This window comes from Nostoc sp. MS1 (assembly GCF_019976755.1).
Classification (GTDB): Bacteria; Cyanobacteriota; Cyanobacteriia; order Cyanobacteriales; family Nostocaceae; genus Trichormus.
In genome coordinates, this window is sequence record NZ_AP023441.1 from 3,620,320 (window position 1) to 3,643,017 (window position 22,698).

Annotated in this window: 22 protein-coding genes; 10 read left to right on the forward strand and 12 right to left on the reverse strand. The window is 40.0% G+C overall.

All coding sequences use genetic code 11. The features are described from left to right. Nucleotides 1-15: 15 nt before the first annotated feature. The 4 genes from NSMS1_RS15645 to NSMS1_RS15660 form a co-directional block, all read right to left on the reverse strand. Complete coding sequence (locus NSMS1_RS15645) at nucleotides 16-1,632, reverse strand: ATP-binding protein (RefSeq protein WP_224085458.1); 1,617 nt, start codon at nucleotides 1,630-1,632, stop codon at nucleotides 16-18. 38 nt (nucleotides 1,633-1,670) lie between these two features. Then, nucleotides 1,671-2,276: a chemotaxis protein CheX gene (locus tag NSMS1_RS15650; RefSeq protein ID WP_224085459.1), complete on the reverse strand. Its 606-nt coding sequence runs from the start codon at nucleotides 2,274-2,276 to the stop codon at nucleotides 1,671-1,673. 6 nt (nucleotides 2,277-2,282) lie between these two features. Next, nucleotides 2,283-2,648, reverse strand: coding sequence for a response regulator (locus NSMS1_RS15655; protein WP_224085461.1), 366 nt, complete (start codon nucleotides 2,646-2,648; stop codon nucleotides 2,283-2,285). Nucleotides 2,649-2,808: 160 nt separating this feature from the next. Next, nucleotides 2,809-3,078, reverse strand: coding sequence for a hypothetical protein (locus NSMS1_RS15660; RefSeq protein WP_224085463.1), 270 nt, complete (start codon nucleotides 3,076-3,078; stop codon nucleotides 2,809-2,811). A 137-nt stretch (nucleotides 3,079-3,215) separates the two neighbouring features. On the opposite strand from NSMS1_RS15660, the gene NSMS1_RS15665 reads away from it, so the two are divergent. The 5 genes from NSMS1_RS15665 to NSMS1_RS15685 are packed head-to-tail and all read left to right on the forward strand — an operon-like array spanning nucleotide 3,216 to nucleotide 9,176. Continuing rightward, the gene (locus tag NSMS1_RS15665) at nucleotides 3,216-5,453 is read left to right on the forward strand and encodes a chemotaxis protein CheW (protein ID WP_224085465.1); all 2,238 of its coding nucleotides are present in this window, start codon (nucleotides 3,216-3,218) and stop codon (nucleotides 5,451-5,453) included. Further along, complete coding sequence (locus tag NSMS1_RS15670) at nucleotides 5,446-5,889, forward strand: chemotaxis protein CheW (protein ID WP_224085466.1); 444 nt, start codon at nucleotides 5,446-5,448, stop codon at nucleotides 5,887-5,889. The genes NSMS1_RS15665 and NSMS1_RS15670 overlap by 8 nt, the downstream gene beginning before the upstream one ends. Nucleotides 5,890-5,907: 18 nt before the next feature. Further along, nucleotides 5,908-7,224 carry a methyl-accepting chemotaxis protein gene (locus NSMS1_RS15675; protein ID WP_224085467.1) on the forward strand — a complete coding sequence of 439 codons (1,317 nt, stop codon included), beginning with the start codon at nucleotides 5,908-5,910 and terminating at the stop codon, nucleotides 7,222-7,224. Nucleotides 7,225-7,272: 48 nt separating this feature from the next. Beyond that, nucleotides 7,273-8,340, forward strand: a complete 1,068-nt coding sequence (locus NSMS1_RS15680) for a chemotaxis response regulator protein-glutamate methylesterase (RefSeq protein WP_224085468.1) — start codon at nucleotides 7,273-7,275, stop codon at nucleotides 8,338-8,340. Then, nucleotides 8,340-9,176 carry a CheR family methyltransferase gene (locus tag NSMS1_RS15685; protein WP_224085469.1) on the forward strand — a complete coding sequence of 279 codons (837 nt, stop codon included), beginning with the start codon at nucleotides 8,340-8,342 and terminating at the stop codon, nucleotides 9,174-9,176. The genes NSMS1_RS15680 and NSMS1_RS15685 overlap by 1 nt, the downstream gene beginning before the upstream one ends. Before the next feature lie 246 nt (nucleotides 9,177-9,422). Here the strand turns inward: NSMS1_RS15685 and NSMS1_RS15690 are convergent, their stop codons facing one another. After that, entirely contained in the window at nucleotides 9,423-9,884 is a 462-nt protein-coding gene (locus NSMS1_RS15690) for a DUF3592 domain-containing protein (RefSeq protein ID WP_224085470.1), read from the reverse strand. A gap of 86 nt (nucleotides 9,885-9,970) precedes the next feature. Further along, a complete protein-coding gene (locus NSMS1_RS15695) occupies nucleotides 9,971-11,428 on the reverse strand; it encodes an aminotransferase class I/II-fold pyridoxal phosphate-dependent enzyme (RefSeq protein ID WP_224095242.1) in 1,458 nt (485 codons plus the stop codon). 166 nt (nucleotides 11,429-11,594) lie between these two features. Here NSMS1_RS15695 and NSMS1_RS15700 point away from each other — a divergent pair, with 166 nt between their 5' ends. Together NSMS1_RS15700 and ychF are read left to right on the forward strand one after the other, a co-directional pair. Further along, nucleotides 11,595-11,804 carry a hypothetical protein gene (locus NSMS1_RS15700; protein WP_224095243.1) on the forward strand — a complete coding sequence of 70 codons (210 nt, stop codon included), beginning with the start codon at nucleotides 11,595-11,597 and terminating at the stop codon, nucleotides 11,802-11,804. A gap of 21 nt (nucleotides 11,805-11,825) precedes the next feature. Beyond that, complete coding sequence (gene ychF / locus NSMS1_RS15705; RefSeq protein WP_224085471.1) at nucleotides 11,826-12,917, forward strand: redox-regulated ATPase YchF; 1,092 nt, start codon at nucleotides 11,826-11,828, stop codon at nucleotides 12,915-12,917. A gap of 26 nt (nucleotides 12,918-12,943) precedes the next feature. Here ychF and NSMS1_RS15710 read toward each other — a convergent pair whose 3' ends face one another. Next, entirely contained in the window at nucleotides 12,944-13,858 is a 915-nt protein-coding gene (locus tag NSMS1_RS15710; RefSeq protein ID WP_224085472.1) for a hypothetical protein, read from the reverse strand. 231 nt (nucleotides 13,859-14,089) lie between these two features. Between NSMS1_RS15710 and NSMS1_RS15715 the strand changes: the two genes are divergently transcribed. Beyond that, nucleotides 14,090-15,193 carry a glutamate--cysteine ligase gene (locus tag NSMS1_RS15715; protein ID WP_224085474.1) on the forward strand — a complete coding sequence of 368 codons (1,104 nt, stop codon included), beginning with the start codon at nucleotides 14,090-14,092 and terminating at the stop codon, nucleotides 15,191-15,193. Between the two features lie 166 nt (nucleotides 15,194-15,359). On the opposite strand, the gene NSMS1_RS15720 is transcribed toward NSMS1_RS15715, so the two are convergent. The 4 genes from NSMS1_RS15720 to NSMS1_RS15735 all read right to left on the reverse strand — a co-directional run bounded on the left by NSMS1_RS15720 (nucleotide 15,360) and on the right by NSMS1_RS15735 (nucleotide 20,143). Further along, the gene (locus NSMS1_RS15720; RefSeq protein WP_224085475.1) at nucleotides 15,360-16,052 is read right to left on the reverse strand and encodes a class I SAM-dependent methyltransferase; all 693 of its coding nucleotides are present in this window, start codon (nucleotides 16,050-16,052) and stop codon (nucleotides 15,360-15,362) included. 117 nt (nucleotides 16,053-16,169) lie between these two features. Further along, entirely contained in the window at nucleotides 16,170-17,276 is a 1,107-nt protein-coding gene (locus tag NSMS1_RS15725; RefSeq protein ID WP_224085476.1) for an iron-containing redox enzyme family protein, read from the reverse strand. Between the two features lie 185 nt (nucleotides 17,277-17,461). Next, nucleotides 17,462-19,300, reverse strand: a complete 1,839-nt coding sequence (locus tag NSMS1_RS15730) for a peptidoglycan D,D-transpeptidase FtsI family protein (protein WP_224085477.1) — start codon at nucleotides 19,298-19,300, stop codon at nucleotides 17,462-17,464. A 174-nt stretch (nucleotides 19,301-19,474) separates the two neighbouring features. Further along, the gene (locus NSMS1_RS15735; RefSeq protein WP_224085478.1) at nucleotides 19,475-20,143 is read right to left on the reverse strand and encodes a hypothetical protein; all 669 of its coding nucleotides are present in this window, start codon (nucleotides 20,141-20,143) and stop codon (nucleotides 19,475-19,477) included. 324 nt (nucleotides 20,144-20,467) lie between these two features. Here NSMS1_RS15735 and NSMS1_RS15740 point away from each other — a divergent pair, with 324 nt between their 5' ends. Both NSMS1_RS15740 and NSMS1_RS15745 read left to right on the forward strand, forming a co-directional pair. Then, nucleotides 20,468-20,701, forward strand: coding sequence for a hypothetical protein (locus NSMS1_RS15740; RefSeq protein ID WP_224085479.1), 234 nt, complete (start codon nucleotides 20,468-20,470; stop codon nucleotides 20,699-20,701). A 487-nt stretch (nucleotides 20,702-21,188) separates the two neighbouring features. Further along, nucleotides 21,189-21,527, forward strand: coding sequence for a hypothetical protein (locus NSMS1_RS15745; protein ID WP_224085480.1), 339 nt, complete (start codon nucleotides 21,189-21,191; stop codon nucleotides 21,525-21,527). 21 nt (nucleotides 21,528-21,548) lie between these two features. Here NSMS1_RS15745 and NSMS1_RS15750 read toward each other — a convergent pair whose 3' ends face one another. Further along, entirely contained in the window at nucleotides 21,549-22,523 is a 975-nt protein-coding gene (locus NSMS1_RS15750; RefSeq protein ID WP_224085481.1) for an alpha/beta hydrolase family protein, read from the reverse strand. Nucleotides 22,524-22,698: the final 175 nt, after the last annotated feature.

Sequence of the window (22,698 nt, forward strand, 5' to 3'; positions counted from 1 at the left end):
ATCGACAGGAGAGTTTTACGAATTACGAATTGGTGTAAGTTCGACAATTGCAGTTATTAATTTCATGGGATCGACTGGTTTAGCTAGATGGCGTTGAAATCCGGCGGCAAAGACTTGTTGTTGTGTTGTCTCGGCGGCGTATGCAGTGAGGGCAATAGCGGGGATTCTACCTCCTTGATTCACGGGGAGCGATCGCACTTTCTGAATTAAAGCATAGCCATCAACATCTGGCATACCTATGTCACTCAATAGCAAATCTGGGAGGAACTTTTCTAAGGCTGCAAGTGCTTCGTAGGCTGATTGGGCTGTTGTCACCATAGCCCCTTGTTGTTCTAAAAAAAAGGCAAGAAATTCCCGCGTATCAACATCATCATCAACGACTAACAACTTTACTCCTGCTAAGGTTGGTGGTAGTAGTGATAATGGCGAGTAATTATCACCTTTTCCCCTCGTTAATTCCTGACTATGTGATAGTGCCGGGAAAGTGACTGTAAATGTCGCGCCTTCTCCCTCACCTAAACTTTCTGCCCAAACTCTGCCTCCATGTAACTCAACTAATTGGCGCACAATTGCTAAACCTAGCCCCAACCCACCGGATCTACGAGTTATGCTACTATCTGCTTGGCGAAAGGATTCAAATACGTGAGGTAAAAATTCAGGACTAATACCTTTACCTGTATCTTGGATACGAATTTGGGCTTGAGAACCAACCTGTTCTAAGTAAACTGCAACTTTTCCCCCAACAGGGGTAAATTTAACTGCATTGGAAAGCAGATTCCACACAATTTGTTGTAAGCGTCCACTATCACCTTTGACTTGTCCAACTGTTGGGTCTAGATGTAAACTAATTTCTATAGAGTTGGCTTCGGCTGCTAATCTTACCGTTTCTAAAGCCGATTCGATAATAGTAGCCAAATTCACTATTTCGGAATTAAGTGAGAGTTTACCTCTGAGAATCCGCGAGATATCTAGGAGATCATCTATTAGTTGTACTTGTAATTCTGCATTGCGTTCAATGGTTTCTAAAGCGCGTAAACTTGCTGTTTCATTCAATGTGCGTTTTCTTAATAGCTTTGCCCAGCCTAAGATGGGGTTGAGTGGCGATCGCAATTCATGAGAAACTACTGCCAGAAACTCATCTTTGATGCGGTTGGCTTTTTCGGCTATTTCTTTGGCTTGTTGACGTTCTTCGGCTAAGGCTAAAGCGCGATCGCGTAAATTTCGGTATTCTTGTACACGAAACGTTAAATCAGTTACATCCTGAATAGAGAACAGCGCATAAAACCCATTCCCATCTAACGCAGGTACAGCCGTTACTGTAGTATGTTGAATCCTGTATTTTTCATCTACTATCGTTACAGGTATGACATATTTATGTAGTTGGGAAGAAAAAATTGTTGGTGGCCCACCTTCAAAAATTTGTTCTAAACGACTAAGATAGCGGGGCTGATGCAAATGAGGAAAGGAGTCAAAAATTGATTTACTTAAAATTTGATTTCTATTAATTTTTGTCCATTCCTCTAAACAGCAATTCCAAAATAAAACCGTGTGTTCTGAATCTAGAACAAAAGCTCCTAAAGGAATCTGGTCTAAGAGGTTGAATTTTTCCTGAGCTTGTTCTATCTTGTTCATTTTCCCACACTAGTTCCATGTTAATAACTATAGTTAAATTATAAAACTGCTATTTTTTGGTTAATTGCATCAATTAACGCATCAAATGTACTCACTTCAAAAATCAAAATAATATCACCAATAATTTTTAACTGTTCAATTGTAAAGTGTGCCTGTGCCAATAAAATTTTCGACTCGTTACCATTACTTGTCAACAATAAATTAGTAATTGTATCTTCTAAATAAACAGGTAATGTATAGTTCATATGTTGCTGTAACACATTACTAATTGAACCCATCACCCCATTAATCACAATATTGCCAATTTCGCTTAATGTGCCAATTTTCACTGCGTCTAAGTCGGCAGAACCAGCTTCTTCACCAGTTAATACTGATACTAACTTTGATGCACTTTCGGTAGGAAAAATCAACCCAGCCGTTCCATAGAATGAGCCAGTAAAACCTAATTTTACTGATGATAAACTATTATCATGAAAGCGCGAGGCTAATTCCTGGTAAGCTTGAGTAGCGCTTAATACTTTGACAAAAGGAATCGCTAGGTGAATGTGAGAATCTAGCATTTCATTTAGTAGATTGGCAGCACGACCAACTCCAATATTAATTAATTCTTGTAAAGCATCGAGTTGATCTGCTGTTACATTCATGATTGCTTATTCCTTTGTATTGATAACTTGCTGAACTACTTGGCGTAGTTCTTGTTCTTTTGGTGGTTTATTGATGAAATTAACTGCTCCTAAGTTATAACTTTGGTTACGCGCTCCTTCTTGAATATCGGCTGTAATAATAATGGTGGGAACCTTTAACCCTTGATCTTGTAAAGCCTGAAGAAATTCAAAACCATTCATATCTGGCATTAAAAGGTCAGTTAATACACAGTTGGGTTGATGGTTGTGAACCATTTCTAATCCTTCCCGCCCATTAGTAGCTTCTAAAATATCATAACCATCGGCTTGTAAAAATTTGCGGATCATTCTCCGAGAAAAAGCTGCATCATCGATAATTAAAACCAAGCTCATCAATACCATCCTACGTTTTTTAGGTAACTGTTTATTTTAGATTGGCGTTTTTTCCTATTTATTTTTTTAAATGAAAATAAATAATTTGAAATAAAATTTAATTATCTCTAGCAATAAAATATATTTATAAAAAAATATGAGCAATGCTGAATGTGTAATGTTATTTTAAAAATGCCTCATCTTGGAACTTACTCTGACGTAGCCAATGCAGAATAGTCGTGTGATGTATATCAGTTACTCTTTCAATTTCTCGTAGACTCATACCGTTAAGATACATCTTGAGACAAAGTTGCTTGACATCATCGGAATAGCGCCAAGACTGGTAAAATTCAAGAAACTGACGACCACATTGTTTACACTTGTAGCACTGTCTATCTTTGCGGCGACCGTTTTTGAAGATTGCCGTGGAATGGCAACGAGGACAGTTCATGTCTCACTTTGTCATTGATAATAAACATTATCTTTTCAGCATTATGTAGTAATAACATCCTTCTCAAGACATATATTTATTATATAAAAAAACAAATAGTATTAGGACAAAAGATATAATTTTATTGACTATATGCAATGGGTGTACCAGAAATTGACGACGATGATATTCAAGCATTTCTTGTTGAGAGCTATGAGAATTTGGAGCAAATCGAAAGAGATATTATTAATTTAGAAAAAGTATCAGTAAATGGAGAAAGTTTAGAGCGTATTTATCGCTCACTACATACCCTAAAAGGCAACTGTGGCTTCTTACCATTTCCCAAGTTGGAATCTTTGGCTCATGCGGGGGAAAGTTTGCTCTCCCAACTGCGTGAGCAAAGAAAAAATAGTGAAAACACCAACTTGCAAATAACACCGCAAATTATTAATACCTTATTAAAAACAGTAGATACTATCCGGCAGATTCTTACCCAAATTAAAGCTACAAAACATGAGGGTGAAAATGATTATTCCTTGCTAATTAAATCTCTAACCCAGTTACAAGAAACTCAACAGATAATTTCTGCCTCTCCCATACAGCAAATAAACGAATATTTAGAAACCTCAACCACTACATCCGACTCGGCGGATATTCGAGTAAATGTTAGCTTGCTGGATCAAATGATGAACTTGGTGGGTGAATTAGTATTAACTCGTAACCAAGTAATGAGATTTGCAGACAAGTTAAAAGATAATAACTTTGCTACTACTTGTCAGCGCTTGAGTCTCATTACCAGCCAGTTACAAGAAGGGGTGATGAAAACGCGCCTCCAACCCATTAGTACCGTCTGGCAAAAATTTCCCCGCATTATCCGAGATTTAGCGATCGCTAATGGTAAACAAGTCGAAGTAGAAATGCAAGGTGGCGATACAGAGCTTGATAAAAGCATTATAGAAGCCATTAAAGACCCCTTAACCCACTTAGTCCGCAACTGTATAGATCATGGCATCGAATCACCAAGCGATCGCATAGCAAGCGGGAAACCAACCACAGGAAAAATCTTTCTCAAAGCCTTCTACGAAAACGGCAAAGTCAATTTAGAAATTGGCGATGATGGACACGGTTTAACACCAGCACAACTCAAAGCACGGGCGCAACAACAAGGTTTAATTACTGTAGCTCAAGTCGCCCAAATGAGCGATACAGAAGCGATAAATTTAATTTTTCTCCCTGGTTTCTCTACTACCGAACAAGTAACAAACCTTTCTGGACGGGGAGTAGGGATGGATATTGTTAAAAATAATATTGATAAAGTCAACGGCACAATTGAGGTTGATAGTCAACCAGGAAAAGGAACTACATTCAAACTTAAAATTCCCCTCACATTAACCATCCTGCCAGCATTAATTGCGACTAGTGGAAATGAACGCTATACCATCCCACAAACCAGCCTACAAGAATTAGTTCGCCTAGAACCAGAACAAACAATTAATAGTATTGAAGTATTTTACGACGTACCCGTCTATCACCTCCGAGGCAACCTCATACCTTTAATTAATCTCAACCAACTATTACAATTCAATAGTCAACAGTCAACAGTCAATAGTCAACAGTTAACAGTCAACAGTCAGAACTCAAAACTCAGTACTCAGCACTCTCCACTCCCCACTCCCCACTCCCCACTCAACTTAATCATCATCCAAGCCGACAACTACCAATTCGGACTGGTAGTAGACACAATTGAAGATATCCAAGACATAGTAGTTAAACCTTTAGGAAAACAATTAAAGTCCCTATCAATATTTGCAGGAGCCACAATTTTAGGAGATGGCACAGTAGCATTAGTCATCGATGTGGTAAATTTGGCAAAACTAGCTGGTGTAGCGGCGAAATACAAGCAGATATTATCCAGCCTTCCTGATGCACACACTCCCCAAGAAACACAGGAACGGCAAATGATTTTGTTATTTACTGGCCCCCAAGGCGCACCTATGGGTATTCCCATTACTTATACCTACCGATTAGAAAAAATACCTGTGGCTGCGGTGGAAAAAGTTGGTAATCAACAAGTAATGAGGTCTTACGGCAATATTTTACCCTTAATCGACCTCAAGCAAGTGTTTCAAAATGATACTAATCAGCCGTACTTAGCTACCCAAACAGATACACTGCAAATAGTTATCGTCTCTCCTAACTCCCAATTAAGTGTGGCGCTAGTAGTAGAACAGATTCTTGACATCGTAGAGGAGTCATTGACAGTTAAGGGTATTCCCAGTAGACCGGGTGTAATGTTTTGTGCTGTAATTCAAGGGCAAATAACAGAAATCCTTGATGTTGAGGCGGTGATTAGGATTATCAATCCTTATTTACTACAGGTGAGCGATCGTGAGTAAGCAACTTTGTACATTTTGGCTGAATAATATTTACTTTGGCATCAATGTACAACATGTTCAAGAAGTGATTCGTACCCAAGTGATAACTCGTGTACCCTTAGCACCAGCTGAAGTTTGCGGCTTGATTAACTTACGAGGACAGATTATTACTGTTATTGATTTGCAAAAAAGATTAAATATAGGTAAAAAAGAGCATTTATCTGTCTCTCAACTCAAACATGAGTCAGGTTTTCATATCGTTGTCTATTTTGATAATGAAATCGTTAGCTTACTGGTAGATGATGTTGGTGATGTCTTAGAATTTCCAGAAAACACCTTTCAACTTCCACCTGCAACGTTAAAGGGTAAAATGCGTCAGGTACTAGCAGGAGCTTACCCACTCACCGAAGGGTTTTTGTTAGTTGTAGATACAGAAAAAATTCTCAATATTAATTAATTTTAGGAGCGCTTGGTAATGGCTACAAATCGGTCAAGGAGAACAGCCAATTCTAAATCTCCCATAGAAGATAGTATAGAGCCGACACAAGAACCGATACTGACTGATAACGGTTCAACAGACATACAATTACAGCCATTATTAGCCGCTCTCAAAGCAGCGAGAAACGGTGATTTCTCCGTCCGGTTAGCAGAAGATAATGGTTTGGGTGAAATTGCCGCAGTATTTAATGAGTTGGTAAGTTTAAATCAAAATTTTGCTCAAGAAGTAGCGCGTATAGCAGATGAGATTGGTACAGAGGGAAAACTGGGTTCTCAAGCTGTCATTAAAGGTGCAAAGGGTTCTTGGCGACAATTACTGGACAATTTGAATCAAATGTCTGCCAATATCTCTGACCAAATTAAAAGTATTAATGAAGTCACACTTGTAGTAGCACAAGGAAACTTATCTGAGCAAATTGAAGCCACAACTAATGCCGGAGAGTTTAAACATCTCAGCAATAATACTAATCAAATGATTAGCCGCTTGAGGTCTTCAATTAGACAAATGGCAGATGTAGCTACAGCCGTCGCTTCTTCTGCGGAGGAATTAACCGCAGTGAGTAAGGAAATGACAGACAACGCCAAACAAACTTCAGAACAAGCAACATCCGCCTCAGCCTCAGCCGAACAAGTCAATCAAAATACAATGACAGTTGTCACGGCTGTAGAAGAAATGAACGCCAGTATTAGAGAAATTGCCAAGAATGTTGCCGAAGGCGCACAAGTTGCTAATGAAGCCGTAAAAACGGCCGATCGCACCAACCAAACAATTGATAAACTCGGTCAAAGTAGTATCGAAATTGGCAAAGTCATCAAAGTTATCACCTCAATAGCCCAACAAACAAACCTACTCGCTCTTAATGCTACTATCGAAGCCGCCAGGGCCGGGGATGCTGGTAGAGGCTTTGCTGTAGTCGCCAACGAAGTCAAAGAATTAGCCAAGCAAACCGCCAACGCCACCGAAGATATTAGCCAACGCATCGAAGCCATCCAAAACGATACCAAGGACGCGGTAACAGCTATCACCCAAATTACTGACATCATCAACCAAATTAACGACCTGCAAAGTACCATCGCCAGTGCTGTAGAAGAACAAACCGCCACCACCAACGAAATCGCCCGGAATATAGGCGAAGCTGCTAAAGGCACATCAGCGATCGCCAAAAATATTGGTATTGTCGCTCTCAATGCTCAAACCACCACCATCGGAGCCAGTAATACATCAGACGCAGCCACAGAACTAGCCCGTATGGCTGTAGATTTGCAAAAGGTCGTTAATCAGTTTAAGTACTAAATAAGGAGAATCAATTCAAAATTCAAAATTTTGAATCTGTTAAACACTATGCCAAAAATTCGGGTATTGGTTGTAGATGACGCTGTATTAGTTCGCAGTCGAGTTAGTAAAATCCTCTCCAGCGACTCACAACTAGAAGTGGTAGGGGTAGCTGCTAATGGTGTTATTGCCTTGGCAAAAATTCCTCAAGTCAATCCCGATGTCATCATCTTAGATGTGGAAATGCCGGAGATGAACGGACTAGAAACCCTAGCCGCTATTCGCCAAACTTATCCACATCTGCCAGTAATTATGTTCAGCACTTCCACCTACGCTGGTGCAAGTGCGACTTTGGAAGCTCTCTCTTTAGGGGCTACTGATTACGCCACAAAACCTAGTAATCTAGGAACCGTAGAGGCAGTTAATCAACATATCCGCGAGGAATTAATTCCCAAAATTAAGCTATTTGGTGCAGGAACTCAGCATTTTTTTCTGCCAAATGTTAGCAGCCATACGCCTGTTTTAACTACCCGTACACATTTAGAACCTGTGAATGTGGTTGCTGTTGGGGTTTCTACAGGAGGTCCAAATGCACTCGCTACACTGTTAAGTCATCTACCAACAGATTTCTCTGTTCCCCTCCTAATTGTGCAACATATGCCACCAATGTTTACTAAACTATTAGCCCAAAGATTATCCTCTATCAGCCATGTTCCTGTAGAGGAAGCGGTTGACGGTGTGGCATTAAAACCCGGACAGGCTTGGATTGCCCCTGGTGATTTTCATATGATTGTACAACGGCAGGGAACTGAAGTAAGACTTGCTATCCATCAAGCACCACCGGAAAATTCCTGTCGCCCTTCAGTGGATGTATTGTTGCGTTCCGTTGCTCAAGTATATGGTGCTAGTGCGATCGCTGTTATCCTCACCGGGATGGGACAAGATGGCTTACATGGTTGTCAATGTATTAGTGAGGCAGGTGGGCAAGTGTTGGCGCAAGATAAAGCTAGTAGTGTAGTCTGGGGGATGCCTAGTTACATCGTTAATGCTGGACTAGCAGATCGGATTGTTCCTCTAGAACAAATGGCAGATGAAATCATGCACCGTATCCATCCTACACAAAAATTAGGTCTGTAATGAAGCAGGCTATGGGTATTAGCTCCTCTGATTTTGACTATCTTCGACAGTTAATTTACACTCACTCTGCCGTCGTGTTGGATGGTGATAAAACTTATTTGGCAGAATTATATTTGCAATCAATAGCTGAGTCAGCAGGATTTGCAACAATTAGTAGCTTCATTGCTTACCTACAACATCAACCATTTAACCATTTGCATACTCAAACTATTGAGGCATTGGTGACTAACGAAACTTCATTTTTTCGTGATACTGCACCCTTTGAAGCATTAAAAAAATCATTCTTGCCAGAATTGATCCAAAAACGTAAAATAGAGCGATCGCTAAATATTTGGTGTGCTGCTTGTTCTAACGGACAGGAACCATACAGCATTGCCATTCTCATTCGTGAACACTTTCCTTTACTTACAGATTGGTCAATCAATATAATTGCCAGTGACTTTTCTAGTAAAGCTTTAAACCGCGCTCGTCAAGGACGTTATAATCAACTAGAAATTAAGCGTGGGCTATCTCAACAATTGCGAGCAAAGTATTTTTCTCCTGTAGATAATGAGTGGCAAATTAACGATAAAATTCGCCAAATGGTTGAGTTTCAGCAAATAAATCTTATTCATTCTTGGTCAGCTTTACCCAGTATTGATATTATCTTTTTACGTAACGTTTTAATTTATTTCGATATACCAACTAAAAAAGCTCTCCTGGGAAAAGTTAAAGAGCAATTAAGAGTAGATGGCTACTTATTTCTTGGTAGCGGTGAAACAACTTTCAATTTAGATGAATCATTCGAGCGTGTGCAGTTTGATAAAAGTATTTGTTATAAATTGCACAGTACTTAAATTACGTCTATCCAGCAAAAATACTAGATACTTATTTATTGTTTTCGCAATTTTCTATGAGGTTGCACAGAATATAAATTATATGATTTATCCGCGTTCATCTGTCTTGAAAAGTTTCCTACGGTTCGCGTAAGCGTCTCGTAAGAGAGGGAAACCCTCCTACAGAACTTTTCGCTGCGTTTATTTGCGTTCAATTATTACCGATATATTATATACAGCTTCATATTAATTTAGTGTTACACTTCATTATTCACCCTTACCTAAAGAGAAACGTATAGGCGAAAATTGACATAGCCCATAAACTAAACATCCCCCACCCATAGCATATGCTCCCCAAACTCCCAGCCCTTCCAAGGGTTCCACTTTACGCGCAGTAGTTGTTGGCTGTTTGGGATCATAGCGAACAGTTACTATATTACCTTTAGCAATGCGGGTGGAATCATAGTAACCTGTAAAGCGAACAGGATCACCCTTAACCTGAAACTCAATAACTGGTGCGTATGTATCTTTTTCTTTATCTTTAATATCCCGTTCACGACGATGGAGTGTTTCTACTACTTCACCTTGGGTTTCTGTTAGTGTTGCCCGCTCATGTGCTGTTTTTTTATCTGCCCAAGAACTTAAACCTAACATTAGCAGTCCAAAAAACACAAGATAAATTCCGCTAAATCTCTCATCAAATGTAACTTGGCGAAGTTTCACATTCATGGCTAGCAATAAAATTCAAGAATGGCATTACCTAGTTAACAGAGGATTGAAGGTTAATTATGTAAACTGAGCTAAATTTTCTCAAATTACGAATTATTTTTAACGACTTTTAAACTACGCAGGCTAGGATCAGAACAACCAGTAATAAATCCGCCTAAGCTTTGAATGTGCTGTAAATACTCAAGCGCAGGTTTTGTAATCACTTCCCCTGGCATGATAACAGGGATTCCTGGTGGATAAGGACAGATGATTTCTGCACAAATGCGATCGCCTGCCTGTTCTACAGGTATCATCTCACTAGCAGCAAAGAAAGCCTCACGGGGTGAAAGTTCTCTAATATAGCTGAAATTAGTCTCAATTTCTCTGACGGCTTGTAAAGAAGCTGGGGTAATTTCCACAAGTTTAGTGAAAGCCTCAACTAACTGTTCAATATCAGCAGCCGTGTTCCCCAAACTAATAATAAAGGTGAGATGTTGCAAACTAGCAAATTCAGCCACCACACCCAACTTTTCATCTAAAATTTCTTCCGCCTCAAACCCAGTTAAACCCAAACCAGAAACCGTTACAGTCAACCGCGTCCTATCTAAAGCCGTAAACCCTGGTGATATTGTATGAGGATGCAGCACTGATAACCCAGGAATTTGACTAATTCTTTCCCTCGCTTCATCTGCAAGCTGTAAAGTCCGGGAAATCAACTCTTTACCAGACACAGCCATTTGCTGACGCGCTGCATCAAGGGAAGCCAAAAGTATATAACTAGGACTGGTAGACTGTAACAGTTGTAAAGCCTTACTGACTCTATCAGCATCTATCCTATTACCTTGCATATGCAGCATAGAAGCCTGCGTCATTGCACCCAATACCTTATGAGTTGACTGTACAGTTAAATCTGCACCTGCGGCTAAAGCAGAGGTAGGTAATTCTGGGTGAAAAGCGAAGTGTGCGCCGTGGGCTTCATCTACAAGTAAAGGCATATTGTATTGATGGGTGATTTTGGCGATCGCTTCTAAATCACCGCATACACCGTAATATGTAGGATAGACAGTCAACACCGCCTTAGCATCAGGATGTTGTTGTAAAGCCGCTTGTACAGCATCGAGTGTGATACTGTGGGCAATATCTAAAACCGAGTCATATTCAGGGTTAAGGAAAATTGGGACAGCACCAGAGAGAATTAAACCTGCGATCGCAGATGAATGCACATTCCGAGGCAAAATAATCTTATCCCCAGCACCACAAGTAGCGAGAATAGCCGCCTCTACGCCACAAGTAGAACCATTCACCAGAAACCAAGTCCGCACCGCACCAAACGCCGCCGCCGCCAATTCTTGCGCCTCTTGAATCACACCCTGCGGTGCTGATAGATTATCTAAATCTGCTAACTCCGTTAAATCAGCCGCAAACACAGAATTACCCAGCAAATCAGCCAAAGGTTCAGCAATACCCCTCCCCCCCTTATGTCCAGGAGTATAAAAACCCGCATGAGAACGCGCCGCACAGGCTTTTATAGCGTCAAGTAGAGGTGTTTGGTTTTGATTGAGCATTTTGAGGAGATGACGGGAGATAAGGGAAAGGAAGATAATAAACTGTTGACTATTGACCAATGACCAATGACCAATGACCAATGACAATTGGTATAGTCATTTAGGGGGATGTCAACGATTTAAGTTGTCATCTAGCTTGGGAAGGTCGAATGATATATGTATTAGCATGATTCAACCCTTAGCTATTTCCATTCCTGAACCACAAATTCCCACCCCTGAACCAAACCCCTTACCCAGTCCTGAACCCACACCAGGGCCAAGTATACCGGAGCCTGTACCCGAAACAGTACCCTCTCCCATTCCCCAAACGGTTCCAGGGACTATCCCCCAAACAGTACCTACTACTATTCCCCAAACTATACCGGGGCCTGTATAAACTCAAAATCCTACATCAAAAATGCTAAGAGCCGGAATTGTCGGACTTCCTAACGTCGGAAAATCTACTTTATTTAATGCTGTAGTCGCTAATGCTAAAGCAGAGGCGGCTAATTTCCCGTTCTGTACAATTGAACCGAATGTTGGTGTTGTTGCAGTACCGGATGAACGGTTAGAGGTGCTGTCAAAAATTTCCAGTTCGGTGCAAATTATTCCCGCACGAGTTGAGTTTGTGGATATTGCCGGCTTAGTCAAAGGCGCAAGCCAAGGTGAAGGATTAGGTAATCAATTTTTGTCTCATATTCGAGAAGTTGATGCGATCGTTCATGTGGTACGTTGTTTTGAGAATGATGATATCATCCACGTTGCTGGTTCAGTTGACCCAGTACGCGATATTGAAATCATCAGTCTAGAACTAGGTTTATCAGATTTAGCCCAAATTGAACGCCGCATTGAACGCACCCGTAAACAAGCACGCACCAGCAAAGATGCCCAATTTGAGATCACAGTCTTAGAAAAATTAGCAGCTGCTTTAAATGAAGGTAAATCAGCGCGTCAAATCAGCTTAACGGAAGAAGAAGCAGCCATCATTAAAGGACTGGAACTATTAACAAATAAGCCAATTATTTACGCGGCTAATGTCTCAGAAGATGAATTAGCAACGGGTAATGAATTTGTAGAAAGAGTCCGCCAAGTTGCAACCCAAGAAAATGCTCAAGTCGTTGTAGTTTCTGCTCAAGTAGAAGCGGAACTTGTAGAACTTCCAGAGGAAGATAAAGCTGATTTCTTAGAATCTTTAGGTGTGAAAGAAGGTGGATTAAAATCTTTAATTCGTGCCACGTACACCTTATTAGGATTACGCACATATTTCACCAGTGGGCCAAAAGAAACCCGCGCTTGGACAATTCACGCAGGAATGTCAGCGCCTCAAGCCGCAGGTGTAATTCACTCTGATTTTGAGCGAGGATTTATTCGCGCGGAAACCGTTGCTTATAATGATTTAGTAGCAACTGGTTCTCTTAATGCTGCGAAGGAAAAAGGCTTAGTTCGCAGTGAAGGAAAAGAGTATATCGTGCAAGAAGGCGATGTAATGTTGTTCCGATTTAACGTCTAATTATAAGGACGCGATTCGTCGCGTCTTTATAAGATATTATCTCCTAACATATAAACATAAGCACCGAAATTTTCATCATCTGTTCCTACAACTAAACAACCATCTGCACCAGGAATTAGTTCTATCCCTTCAACTTTATGATAATTAAAACGGTAAAGTGGTATTAGTTGAGAGTTTTGCTGCCAGATAATTTTATTATCACGTAAACCTAAGTAACCTGCAACGTAAATAGCCGATTGAAATGGGCCATTATCTCCAGCATCGCTAGCAGAAGATATATATACAATTCCGGCTGAGTCCACTTTGGTGTCGGAAATATGCCGCACATTACCCGAAGGAAATGGTACTCTTATTTGAGTAGAACCTATAAGATTGATTTGATATTTATTAAGATTGAAAACTCCCCAATAAATGGTAGCAGGTTCTTCTCCTTCTCCCCGATGCGCCCAAATAGCAATTAATCTCCCTTCTACATTCTGTAGTGCTAATGCTTCAAAATTACTACCTTTAGCTATTCCTGGTAATTCAAATTCTTTCAGAACAGAAATATTTTTATGATATCTATCTAATTTAACATGATAGGCTTTGCCCGTACTGCTTAAAGCAATAAAACTATCTTTTAGTTTAGGAATAGAGGTTAAGGCTTCTAAGTCTATGGGATATTGAGTATTAGTAGGCCAATTGAGACTTAAGTATTCTGGTTGGTTTTTATCCTTAATAGTTAGAATAGCTAAACGTTCTTGATTGCTTTGTTTATTATCGTGGACTACTAAAAAGTCTCTTGAGGAATTTTCTTGGCTAATCAGTGCCACACCACTGATACCATAAAGGATACTACCGCGAACAGGTCGCCAACTTTGAGCAAAGACCTGTTGAGATATAAGTAATAGTGATACCAAAATCAATATTTTGATAACTAACTTTGTTTTTAAGTATTTCATTAATAGTTTATGTATTGGTCATGATCTAATCTGTGCAAATTAAAACAAATAGTTTTGCTAAACCGCAACAGTAAGATTTGGGGTAATACCAATTTTAGATTTTAGATTTCGGATTTTAGATTAAAAAATTGATTTAAAGCTTGTTGCACCAGTTTAAACTAAGACAGACTATGCCAATTTGATATATGCTAGTATTAGCAAATTATTGATAATTTTTTCTATTAAGGCTATATGACATTTTCATTTGGGATTGAACATGAAGTCGCTTTCCTTGACAAAGAAGGAAAGTTTGCTGATTTTGCATCAACAAATTTTGCTGATTTTAATCAAATTGTAGAAAGACTACCCACATATCCTAATGACCATTTGCAATTACGTGTAGGTGATGCAGGTATTAGGAAAAAGCGCTGGTATATTGAGGGTTTTGAAAGATTTGCTGATTCAGATGAGGTAATTGATTGTTTATCAAAGGGAATAGAAATTAGAACCACTATCCATTCTGATATTCAAAGTGCGATCAAAGAATTATCAGACGGTTTTAATTTATTACATGATGTTGCTGCTGAATTTGGTTTTTCACCAGTTTTAACTAGTTTCCACCCTTATAAAACCTCTTTTATACCCTATCCACCATTAAACGAATATGAAATTCAACAGTTACAAGCTTATCCAGATGAGCAAACTGCTAGTATTTATATGGTGTCATACGGGCCAGACTTAAATATTTCTGTTGCTGATCTACCAATTGAACGTGTAATTGATCTCGGTAAAAAATTAACTTATTACAGCCCTTACATTGTACCTTTTAGTTATAGTTCGCCTTTTTATGACGGTAAGCTGTGGAATGGTTTATCTTACAGAACATATATTAGAACTGGCAAAAGACCTGCTACTTTAGTATTTGTTCCAGATAAAGAGCAATTGATAAATAGTATGCCATCATTAACAAAAGTTGCTCGTCTACCTGCGGAAATTGGTAGAATTGAATTTAAAGCTTTTGATAGTTGTGATGACTTCTCTATTTATGCAGCATTGTTGGCATTATTAAAAGGTTTAGTGTTAGATGAATCTTTACAGGGTAGAGCGATAACTCCAGACGCACATCTACATCAATGGTCTGCAAAGTTTGGTTTTGATGCTGAAGATATATTGATGAACGCAACAACAATTTTACAAGCGGCTGAGGCTGCGTTAAAAGATGATCCAGATGTTAATTTATTAACACCATTAAAAGAGATGTTAACGACGAGAAAAACTACATCTCACAAATTAATCGCATTATATCAGAGTGCAGGTTCGATAGAAGAAGCTTTGAAGTGTACTTATCAGAGGTAGGATACTGGTTTGTAGTAAGTACTGTAGTGATTAGAGAATAAAAGACTAAATTAAACCTAACTTGAAATCGCCAGGTTTCGACTACGCTCAACCCTCTTCTAATCATGTTAACGAGCATTGAGCGTGGTCGAAATGCGTCTTCTAAATAATTATGTCCATCTACTTATTACAAACTCATCATTACTTGAGTTAATTCTTTAGATAAATCAATTGTAGAGTTGTCTTGTTGAAATAGCACACCTGCTAAGAAATAATAGTCTCCAGAATAGAACGCCATTTTATGTTTTCGTAATTCTTCTATGTGGTTTTTAACTTTTGCTTCTGAGCTATAGTAACCAAACTTTAAAGGTAGAATTACAAAATTACTAATATGATAGCCATATTCTTGTGCTTGGGCGATTGTACTTAGAGGATTAGAGAAGCTAGAAACTAAGAGTAGTACATTTTCGTAGCCTAAAGATAAAAGCTCATTGGTAATAGCTGCACCATCTTCACCGCCAAATAATAAAGGCATATAAATATCATTATCTGGTGCTGGTAAATAGGGAGGATTAGCAATGAGGTAGTTAGCTTCGGGTGTAGCAGATTCAAATAAAGATGAGTTGTTTACTACATATTTATCTGTAAGGTTATATTCATCAATTGTTGAATTAGCCGCTTTCCATGCTGAAGTATTTAACTCAAATCCATGAATAACACCATCAAACTTATTTCTGAGTAATGAGTTAATTACAGGACTACCGTCTCCTGAACCAAATTCAACAATAGAATCGGCATCATCTGAATTTCTGAGGATGAAATTCTCTATGCAATTTGAATAAAAATTTGATTCTTCAGGACAAAAAAAGATGTCTTTCATGGGATATTACTTCAACCTTAATGTTAGTTAATTTGCGGAAAATTTAGACAGTAATATTTCTTTAGTGATGAATTATCACTAAAGAAATGACGTTATTGGCACAAGATAAAGAAACTTTTAGTTAACGGCTTCAGCTTGGCGAATGGAACGAACAACAGCTTCAGCCGCGCGATCGCTCATTAATTTCTCTTGGTCGTACCCCAGCACCAACTCCCACGCCTCATTGGGGTAACGTTCCGCTAAAGGTAAAGCTACATCCTTTAACATCCATTGTCCGTGGCGTTCATCTTCCTTGATATGCAATTCCCAATAACCCATCGCCGCATTAGATAAGCCTAATCTTTGCGCTGCTGTTAAATAGTTGCGATAAGCCGCAGGGCCAGCCACTTCAAAGTATGTCAGTCCGCCACTGTAGCGCAGGTAATACCGTCTGCGTTCAGTTAGTAAAAAGTTATGATTGGCGCAAGCTAAAACTTCCCAAGGAACTAAATCAAAATACCCTTCTGGTTCAGTGTTCATCCCAAACTCAGCCAACATTTGCGCGAAAAATGTTGAGTGCTTGCGCGATAAACGACCGTTACCATATTCTTCCAACAGTACCCGCACCAGTGTACACTGTACCTCATTAGCAGTACCACCTAAAATTCGAGAAAGACGACTACCTTCAACCAAGCCATCAAAAGAACCGATCGCCAATAAATGACGGTAGCCAGCCTCACTCATTTCTTCACGAATAAAGCGACTAGCTGCTGACAATGGTGGGTCTAAATCAGCGTTAGCACGGTCTATTAAAGCTTGTTTAACATCTAACTTTTGTAGTGCTGCAACATCAACTTGTGCAAGTTCCCATTTTTGCCAAGCAGCTTCTATTTGATTGCGACAAGAGGATAAATATAGCGATCGCTCATTAGTATAATGTTGTAAATCATCATACCAAAACAGATTTAGCCGATTGATGCGATAGAGTATCCGTTGCAAAAATCGATGTGCTAAATCATCTTGACTATCACCTTCATAAGCAGCATTAATTGCTGTAGAAACCGCCTGTTCAAAATTACTGACAATAGTAGCTTGTTGAGCTAAATTATTATCTAAATCCTCAGTTGCCAATAGTAGTAAAAACTGCTGCTCGGCATGGTCATACTCAGTAAAATATCTTTCTTTTACCTGTGTATTTTGCTTTGCGACCTCAACAATTGGGAACATGAATAAATTGCTTTGCATGGAATCTTTGGTGATGAAATCAAAGGCGTGAAATGATTCACCTTTAATATCTAAGATTCCACACGAGTAACATTGTCTACCTCTTTCTGGAGTTATAAAGAAAGATTAAGTTTAGAGGTAGTCATTTATCAGTTGACAGTTGACAGTTATCAGATTAAGTCCACTGTCCATTGTTCACTTTCCAGTTATTGCGACTTTTTATCATTAATTACTTGGCTAGGCGCTAGGCGTTCGATGGGGATAAGTGCTTCCATGACAGATTTCGCAATCGGCGCTGCGACTGTAGAACCGTAGGCATTTGCGCCTTTTGGTTCATCAACTAGTGCCAAAATTACATAGCGAGGGGATTCAACGGGTAGGATAGCAACAAAACTGGTAATCCGCGCGCCAACAATGTAACCACCGTTAGGACTGGCTTTTTGGGCTGTACCTGTTTTACCAGCAATACGATAGCCAGGAACTTGTGCAGGTTTCCCAGTTCCCTCTGTAACTACGGTTTCCATCATTTCTACAACTTTTTGAGTTGTGGCGGCTGAGAAAATTTGCCTTGGTGGGGGGAGATGAGGTGTGTAGTGAACTTGTCCCTTAGTATCAATTAATCCCCGGACAACGTGTGGTGTCACTAATTTACCACCATTAGCTAAAGCCCCGTGCATTTGCACCAACTGTAAAGGTGTCAAAGAAAAGCCTTGTCCAAATGAGGTGGTTGCAGGTTCGATAGGAGAATGAATAAATGTTTCTTGACTTCTGAGCGTACCAGCCACAGCAAAAGGTAAATCTGTATCTACTGGTTGTCCCAATCCTAAACGTTCCAGCCAATTGTAGTAAATCGAAGGTTTAAGGCGTTGGATGATTTGAACCATCCCAATATTGCTAGAGTTTTGGAGAATTTGGGCAATGTTGAGCCGTCCGTAACCGTTACGTTCAGCGTTTCTAATCGTATGAGTACCAATACGAATTGCACCGGAATCATTAAACACATCATCGGCTTTAATGACACCGTTTTCTAGGGCGATCGCCACATTTAAGGGTTTAAAAGTCGAACCCGGTTCATAAAGATCCGCCACCGTCCAGTTCTTGAACAGGGAAATATTCGCCTTTGAGTATTCATTAGGGTTATAAGTGGGCTGTGACACCATAGCGAGGATAGAACCATCCGTCGCATCCATAACAATTACTGCTCCCCGTTTCCCACCAAACTTGTCTAACTGTTGTTTGAGTGCATTCCGGGTAGCCCTCTGCAAACGAGTGTCAATAGTCAACTGCATCCGCAGATCATCGGAATTTAAAAAACCTTCAGGAGCATAATCAGGCATTAACGCCCCATTACCCGCCCTACTTAAACGTACTGATTTGACAGTCCTTTCTAGCCATTTCTCTTGGCTATATTCCACGCCAGCTTGCCCACGCCGATCAGCATCTACATAGCCGATGACATCCGCCGCTAAGTCATCCTGGGGATAATAGCGGGAGTATTTGGGAATCATCTCTAACCCATCTAAACCTAACGACCTAACGCGATCTGCTAGTTCTTCTGGTAAGTCAGCCGTGAGAGTGATACCACTTTTTTGACCTTGAAAAATCTTGACTAAATCAGCAGGGTTTCTATTAATGATAGGGGCTAGGCGATCGCTAACTTCCTCATTAGTCTTTTTAAATAACTTAGGGTGGGCATATAAAGTATAAACAGGGCGATCGACAGCTAAAACATTATCATTGCGATCCACCACCAAGCGCCGGGGCATATAAGGGCGTAAATTCACCATTTGTTGACTTCGCGCCCGTTCTGTCAGTTTCTGCCCTTGAATAATCTGTAGGTTATATAGATTGATTGCCAACCCCATTCCAGCAGCCATCAATATAGCCCACACAGTCACAAGCCGAGTTCTGATATTAAAAGACGAATCCTCTTGAGTATTGGGGAAACTTGTCTTTGCTTCCACTTTTTTCGATACCCGTTTGCGCTTAGTGAAATCTGGCTTTTGGAATTTCCTAAACTTTAATCTACTTGGTGACTTTTGCATTACCCTGCTCAGTTAGTTTAGTCAATAGTCATTAGTCATTAGTCATTAGTCATTAGTCATTAGTCCATAGTCGTTAGTGTTTCTCCCTTATCTTCCTACTCAAGACGGGCTGAACGCCCCGCTTCCGCTAACAGCACGCGCTAAACGCGCCGCTACCGCGCTCCAGCACTCTAACTAATATCCCAATCTTGGAGAATTTAAAGATGGTGTTTGTGGGTTTGGTGTAGAGCTAGGGGTTACTACCTCCGGTTGATGAGGCACTGGAGATAAGAAAATGGTTCTCGCTGGAGTTGGTGATACCAGCCCCGCCGCTTGCGATTCTGCTTCTTCAGCCATTTTATGAGTTAACGTCGCGTTGGTTGTGGTAATTTGACGTTCATCTCGCTGTAGTTTTTGTAATCGGCTATAACTTTGACCCCAGAGTTCTTGTGTATATACTGTCCATCCATAAACACCCAAACTTGCCGCTACTAATAAGAATGCCGCAATTGAGGAATAACGATGTATGCTCTGTAGTTGCAGCAACCACGCAGGTAATGCTTTAGCGGTGGGTACTACAGACACAGCCGCAGAACTAGATGGGATATTTTTTGCTCTTGAGTTTGGCTGAACTTTAATATTAGAAGTTTGTGCTACCGAACTTTGTATGCTTGTATTTCCTGGGGAAGATACATTTTTCGGGGAACGCCGTTGTTTTGTGGCGGCTTTTGATGACTCAGCAGTCGTAGAATCATTGCGTACCATTGCTTCTGGACTAGTCCGCCGCTTTCTTAAAGATGGGCTAGAACCTCGCCGAAACCAATTACCACTTGTAGAAATATTAGACTTGCGAACAGCAGCCATAAATTTTTTTAGATATAAAATACTGTATTTTAAACTGTTTATCTAATTTTGCTAAGGTTAAAATCTTCCTCAGCCTGAGAAAGACTGGTAATACCAGATATATAACAGCAAAGCACAAGCAAAGGAAGCACAATTAATTTTCAATGGTGACACTCAGCAGTGTCCACATCTGTCTTTTCAATCCAAATGCTACCAATCAGTCTTGTACATAATAACTAAATCAAATAAATATGTAATATATAACGTTTTAAAAAGCTGCAATAAATAGGTTATCGTATTCAACAGGCGAAAAATTTTATTGCCACAATTGGTGAAAGAGGAGTTATGAGAACTAAAATCTTCGGTTTTGCTCTAATGTTAAGTCTGGCTGCATTGCTCGGAGCCTGCGAAGGCGGCGGCGGCGGCGGTGGCGACACCACAACCACCCCTGCTGCTACAGGTGAGCCAACTGACACCGGAGCCGCTACTACCCCTGCGGCTACTACCCCTGCGGCTACTACCCCTGCGGCTACTACCCCTGCGGCTACCCCAACCGCTAGTCCTACTACTACTCCTTAGATAGCTGATACAGTTCTCAAAAAGGATTTGTGACAAGAGCTTGCTACTTGCTAAAGGTATCGAGTTTGAACAAAAACACTGCCTGATTGCATAGCTAAAACTCGTCAAAATCTCACTAAGAACGTACTCAAACACAAATTTTAGGTAAGGTTGTATTTAAGGACACTAGTGATCAGGTTTCCACTTGACCCTAGTGTCCATATAATTATTATTTTCAAAAATCTAGACTTGAATGTTATTGTGTCTTAAATACATAAGAAAATTAAATATATTACAAGAGTACTACTTGGATAAGTTTCTTCTCTTCAAAATAAAACTTCTAGGTAGTAGCTTGGTAAATATACAGCTAATAATTCACAGATACACAACGCTAGTCTCTATTTCTACTACACGGAATCAATTAACAGCCTACTGGTATTCAGCAAAGAGTTATGCTCTTGAGAAATAAAATTAAAACATCAGTAAAAAGAGGTATTGCATGGTATCTATGAGGAACTTTACTGAAGTTTCTATAAAGTGGATGAGGCTGCTAACTTTAACTATTAGTAGTAGTGTTTTGGTTTGGTTGAGTAGTAACTGGGGAAATCTAGTCATGGCATTTCCACCAGCAGAAGATACGCCAGAAGAAATCTTACGTACAGAAATTATTATAGATGCGCGATCGCCTATAGATGGTTCCCTTCTAACGGCTGCCGAATACGTCCAACTCCAAGATCAGCTACAAACCAGCCCACCCCGAAAACTAGACCCAAACATCCGTCAAAACATATTCTTGATCAGGATACGTAGCGTACTTCTAAAACTTTTCCCCTTTTTAAATCTGTAAACGTTAGTCAACAGTTAACACTCAAGGCTCTTCCCGTTTGACATTTGGGTCTAACGCATCACCTGAGTTGAATACATAATCAAATGCTTGTTTATCTTTGAGTGCTGTTGCACGTAAAAACAGCGCACTCCAACGAGCGATGGTTTCTATGGACACTTCTTGCTCTAGCGTCGGTCTGTTAGGTTCGCGCTTGGAGTTATCTGCATTGGTAATGCCATAGTGGTTTGCACCAACAACCGTAATTAATGCCTTGAGATGGTCTTGAATTTTTTCGTATGTTATTTGGGCGCTAGATGGTTTTGCCACGCCATCTAAATTCCCCTGCACCAAAGCAATGGGGACACCATCATTTTCAATTACAGGAATGTCTTTGCTATTTTGACCCATCAAGAAGTTAGCGCCATAAAACACTCCAGCCTTCAATTCATCAGGTCGGGAAAAATCTTTTGTACAGAAGATAGCAAAACATTTACCCTGAATTGCCGCAATTCCTACTGCTCCGCCAAATGAATGACCAAGCAAGACTAGTGTTTTAGGGTCGAGTTGATTAGCAATGGGTGATGCAGAACGAGAATTTTCACTCTGCATATAAGCTAGAACATCATTTATTTGTAGTTCTTCAGAGAGTAAACCTGTCACTGTACGCCTTGGGCTTTTTGCAGTTCTAGTGTGATTAGGTATCACTACTACAAACCCATAACGTGCTACGGTATTAGCGAATTTTGAATAATCAGATTTGTCAACCAGCGCTCCTTGCAACAATAACGCAATGGGTAGTGTAGTTTTATTGGTCTTGGGGACAACTGGGTAATAAATATCAGCAGCATCTGCATCACCACCACTTCTCGGAATCTTCGTAGAGTAGTTAGCAGCTTTACTAAAAAGAGGCGCAGGGTTAAATGTATTAGCCCCAGCAGTTAGCTCTAATCCTAGAGTTATCACTAATGACCCAACTATAGCCATTGATGATTGCTTTTTTGGAGAGAGAAAATTCATAGTTACATACCTCGTCATCTTGCAACTCAGCATTAGCTTCTATCTTTGCTTGCTACCCACTAAAAACTTTAATGTTCTGGGCCATTGTGCCGAGTCTGAGCTTGAACGAGGTAATAATTACATATTCTTTATATAATTATAATTATCTCCAGCAATCTTCATCACATCTTTAAAA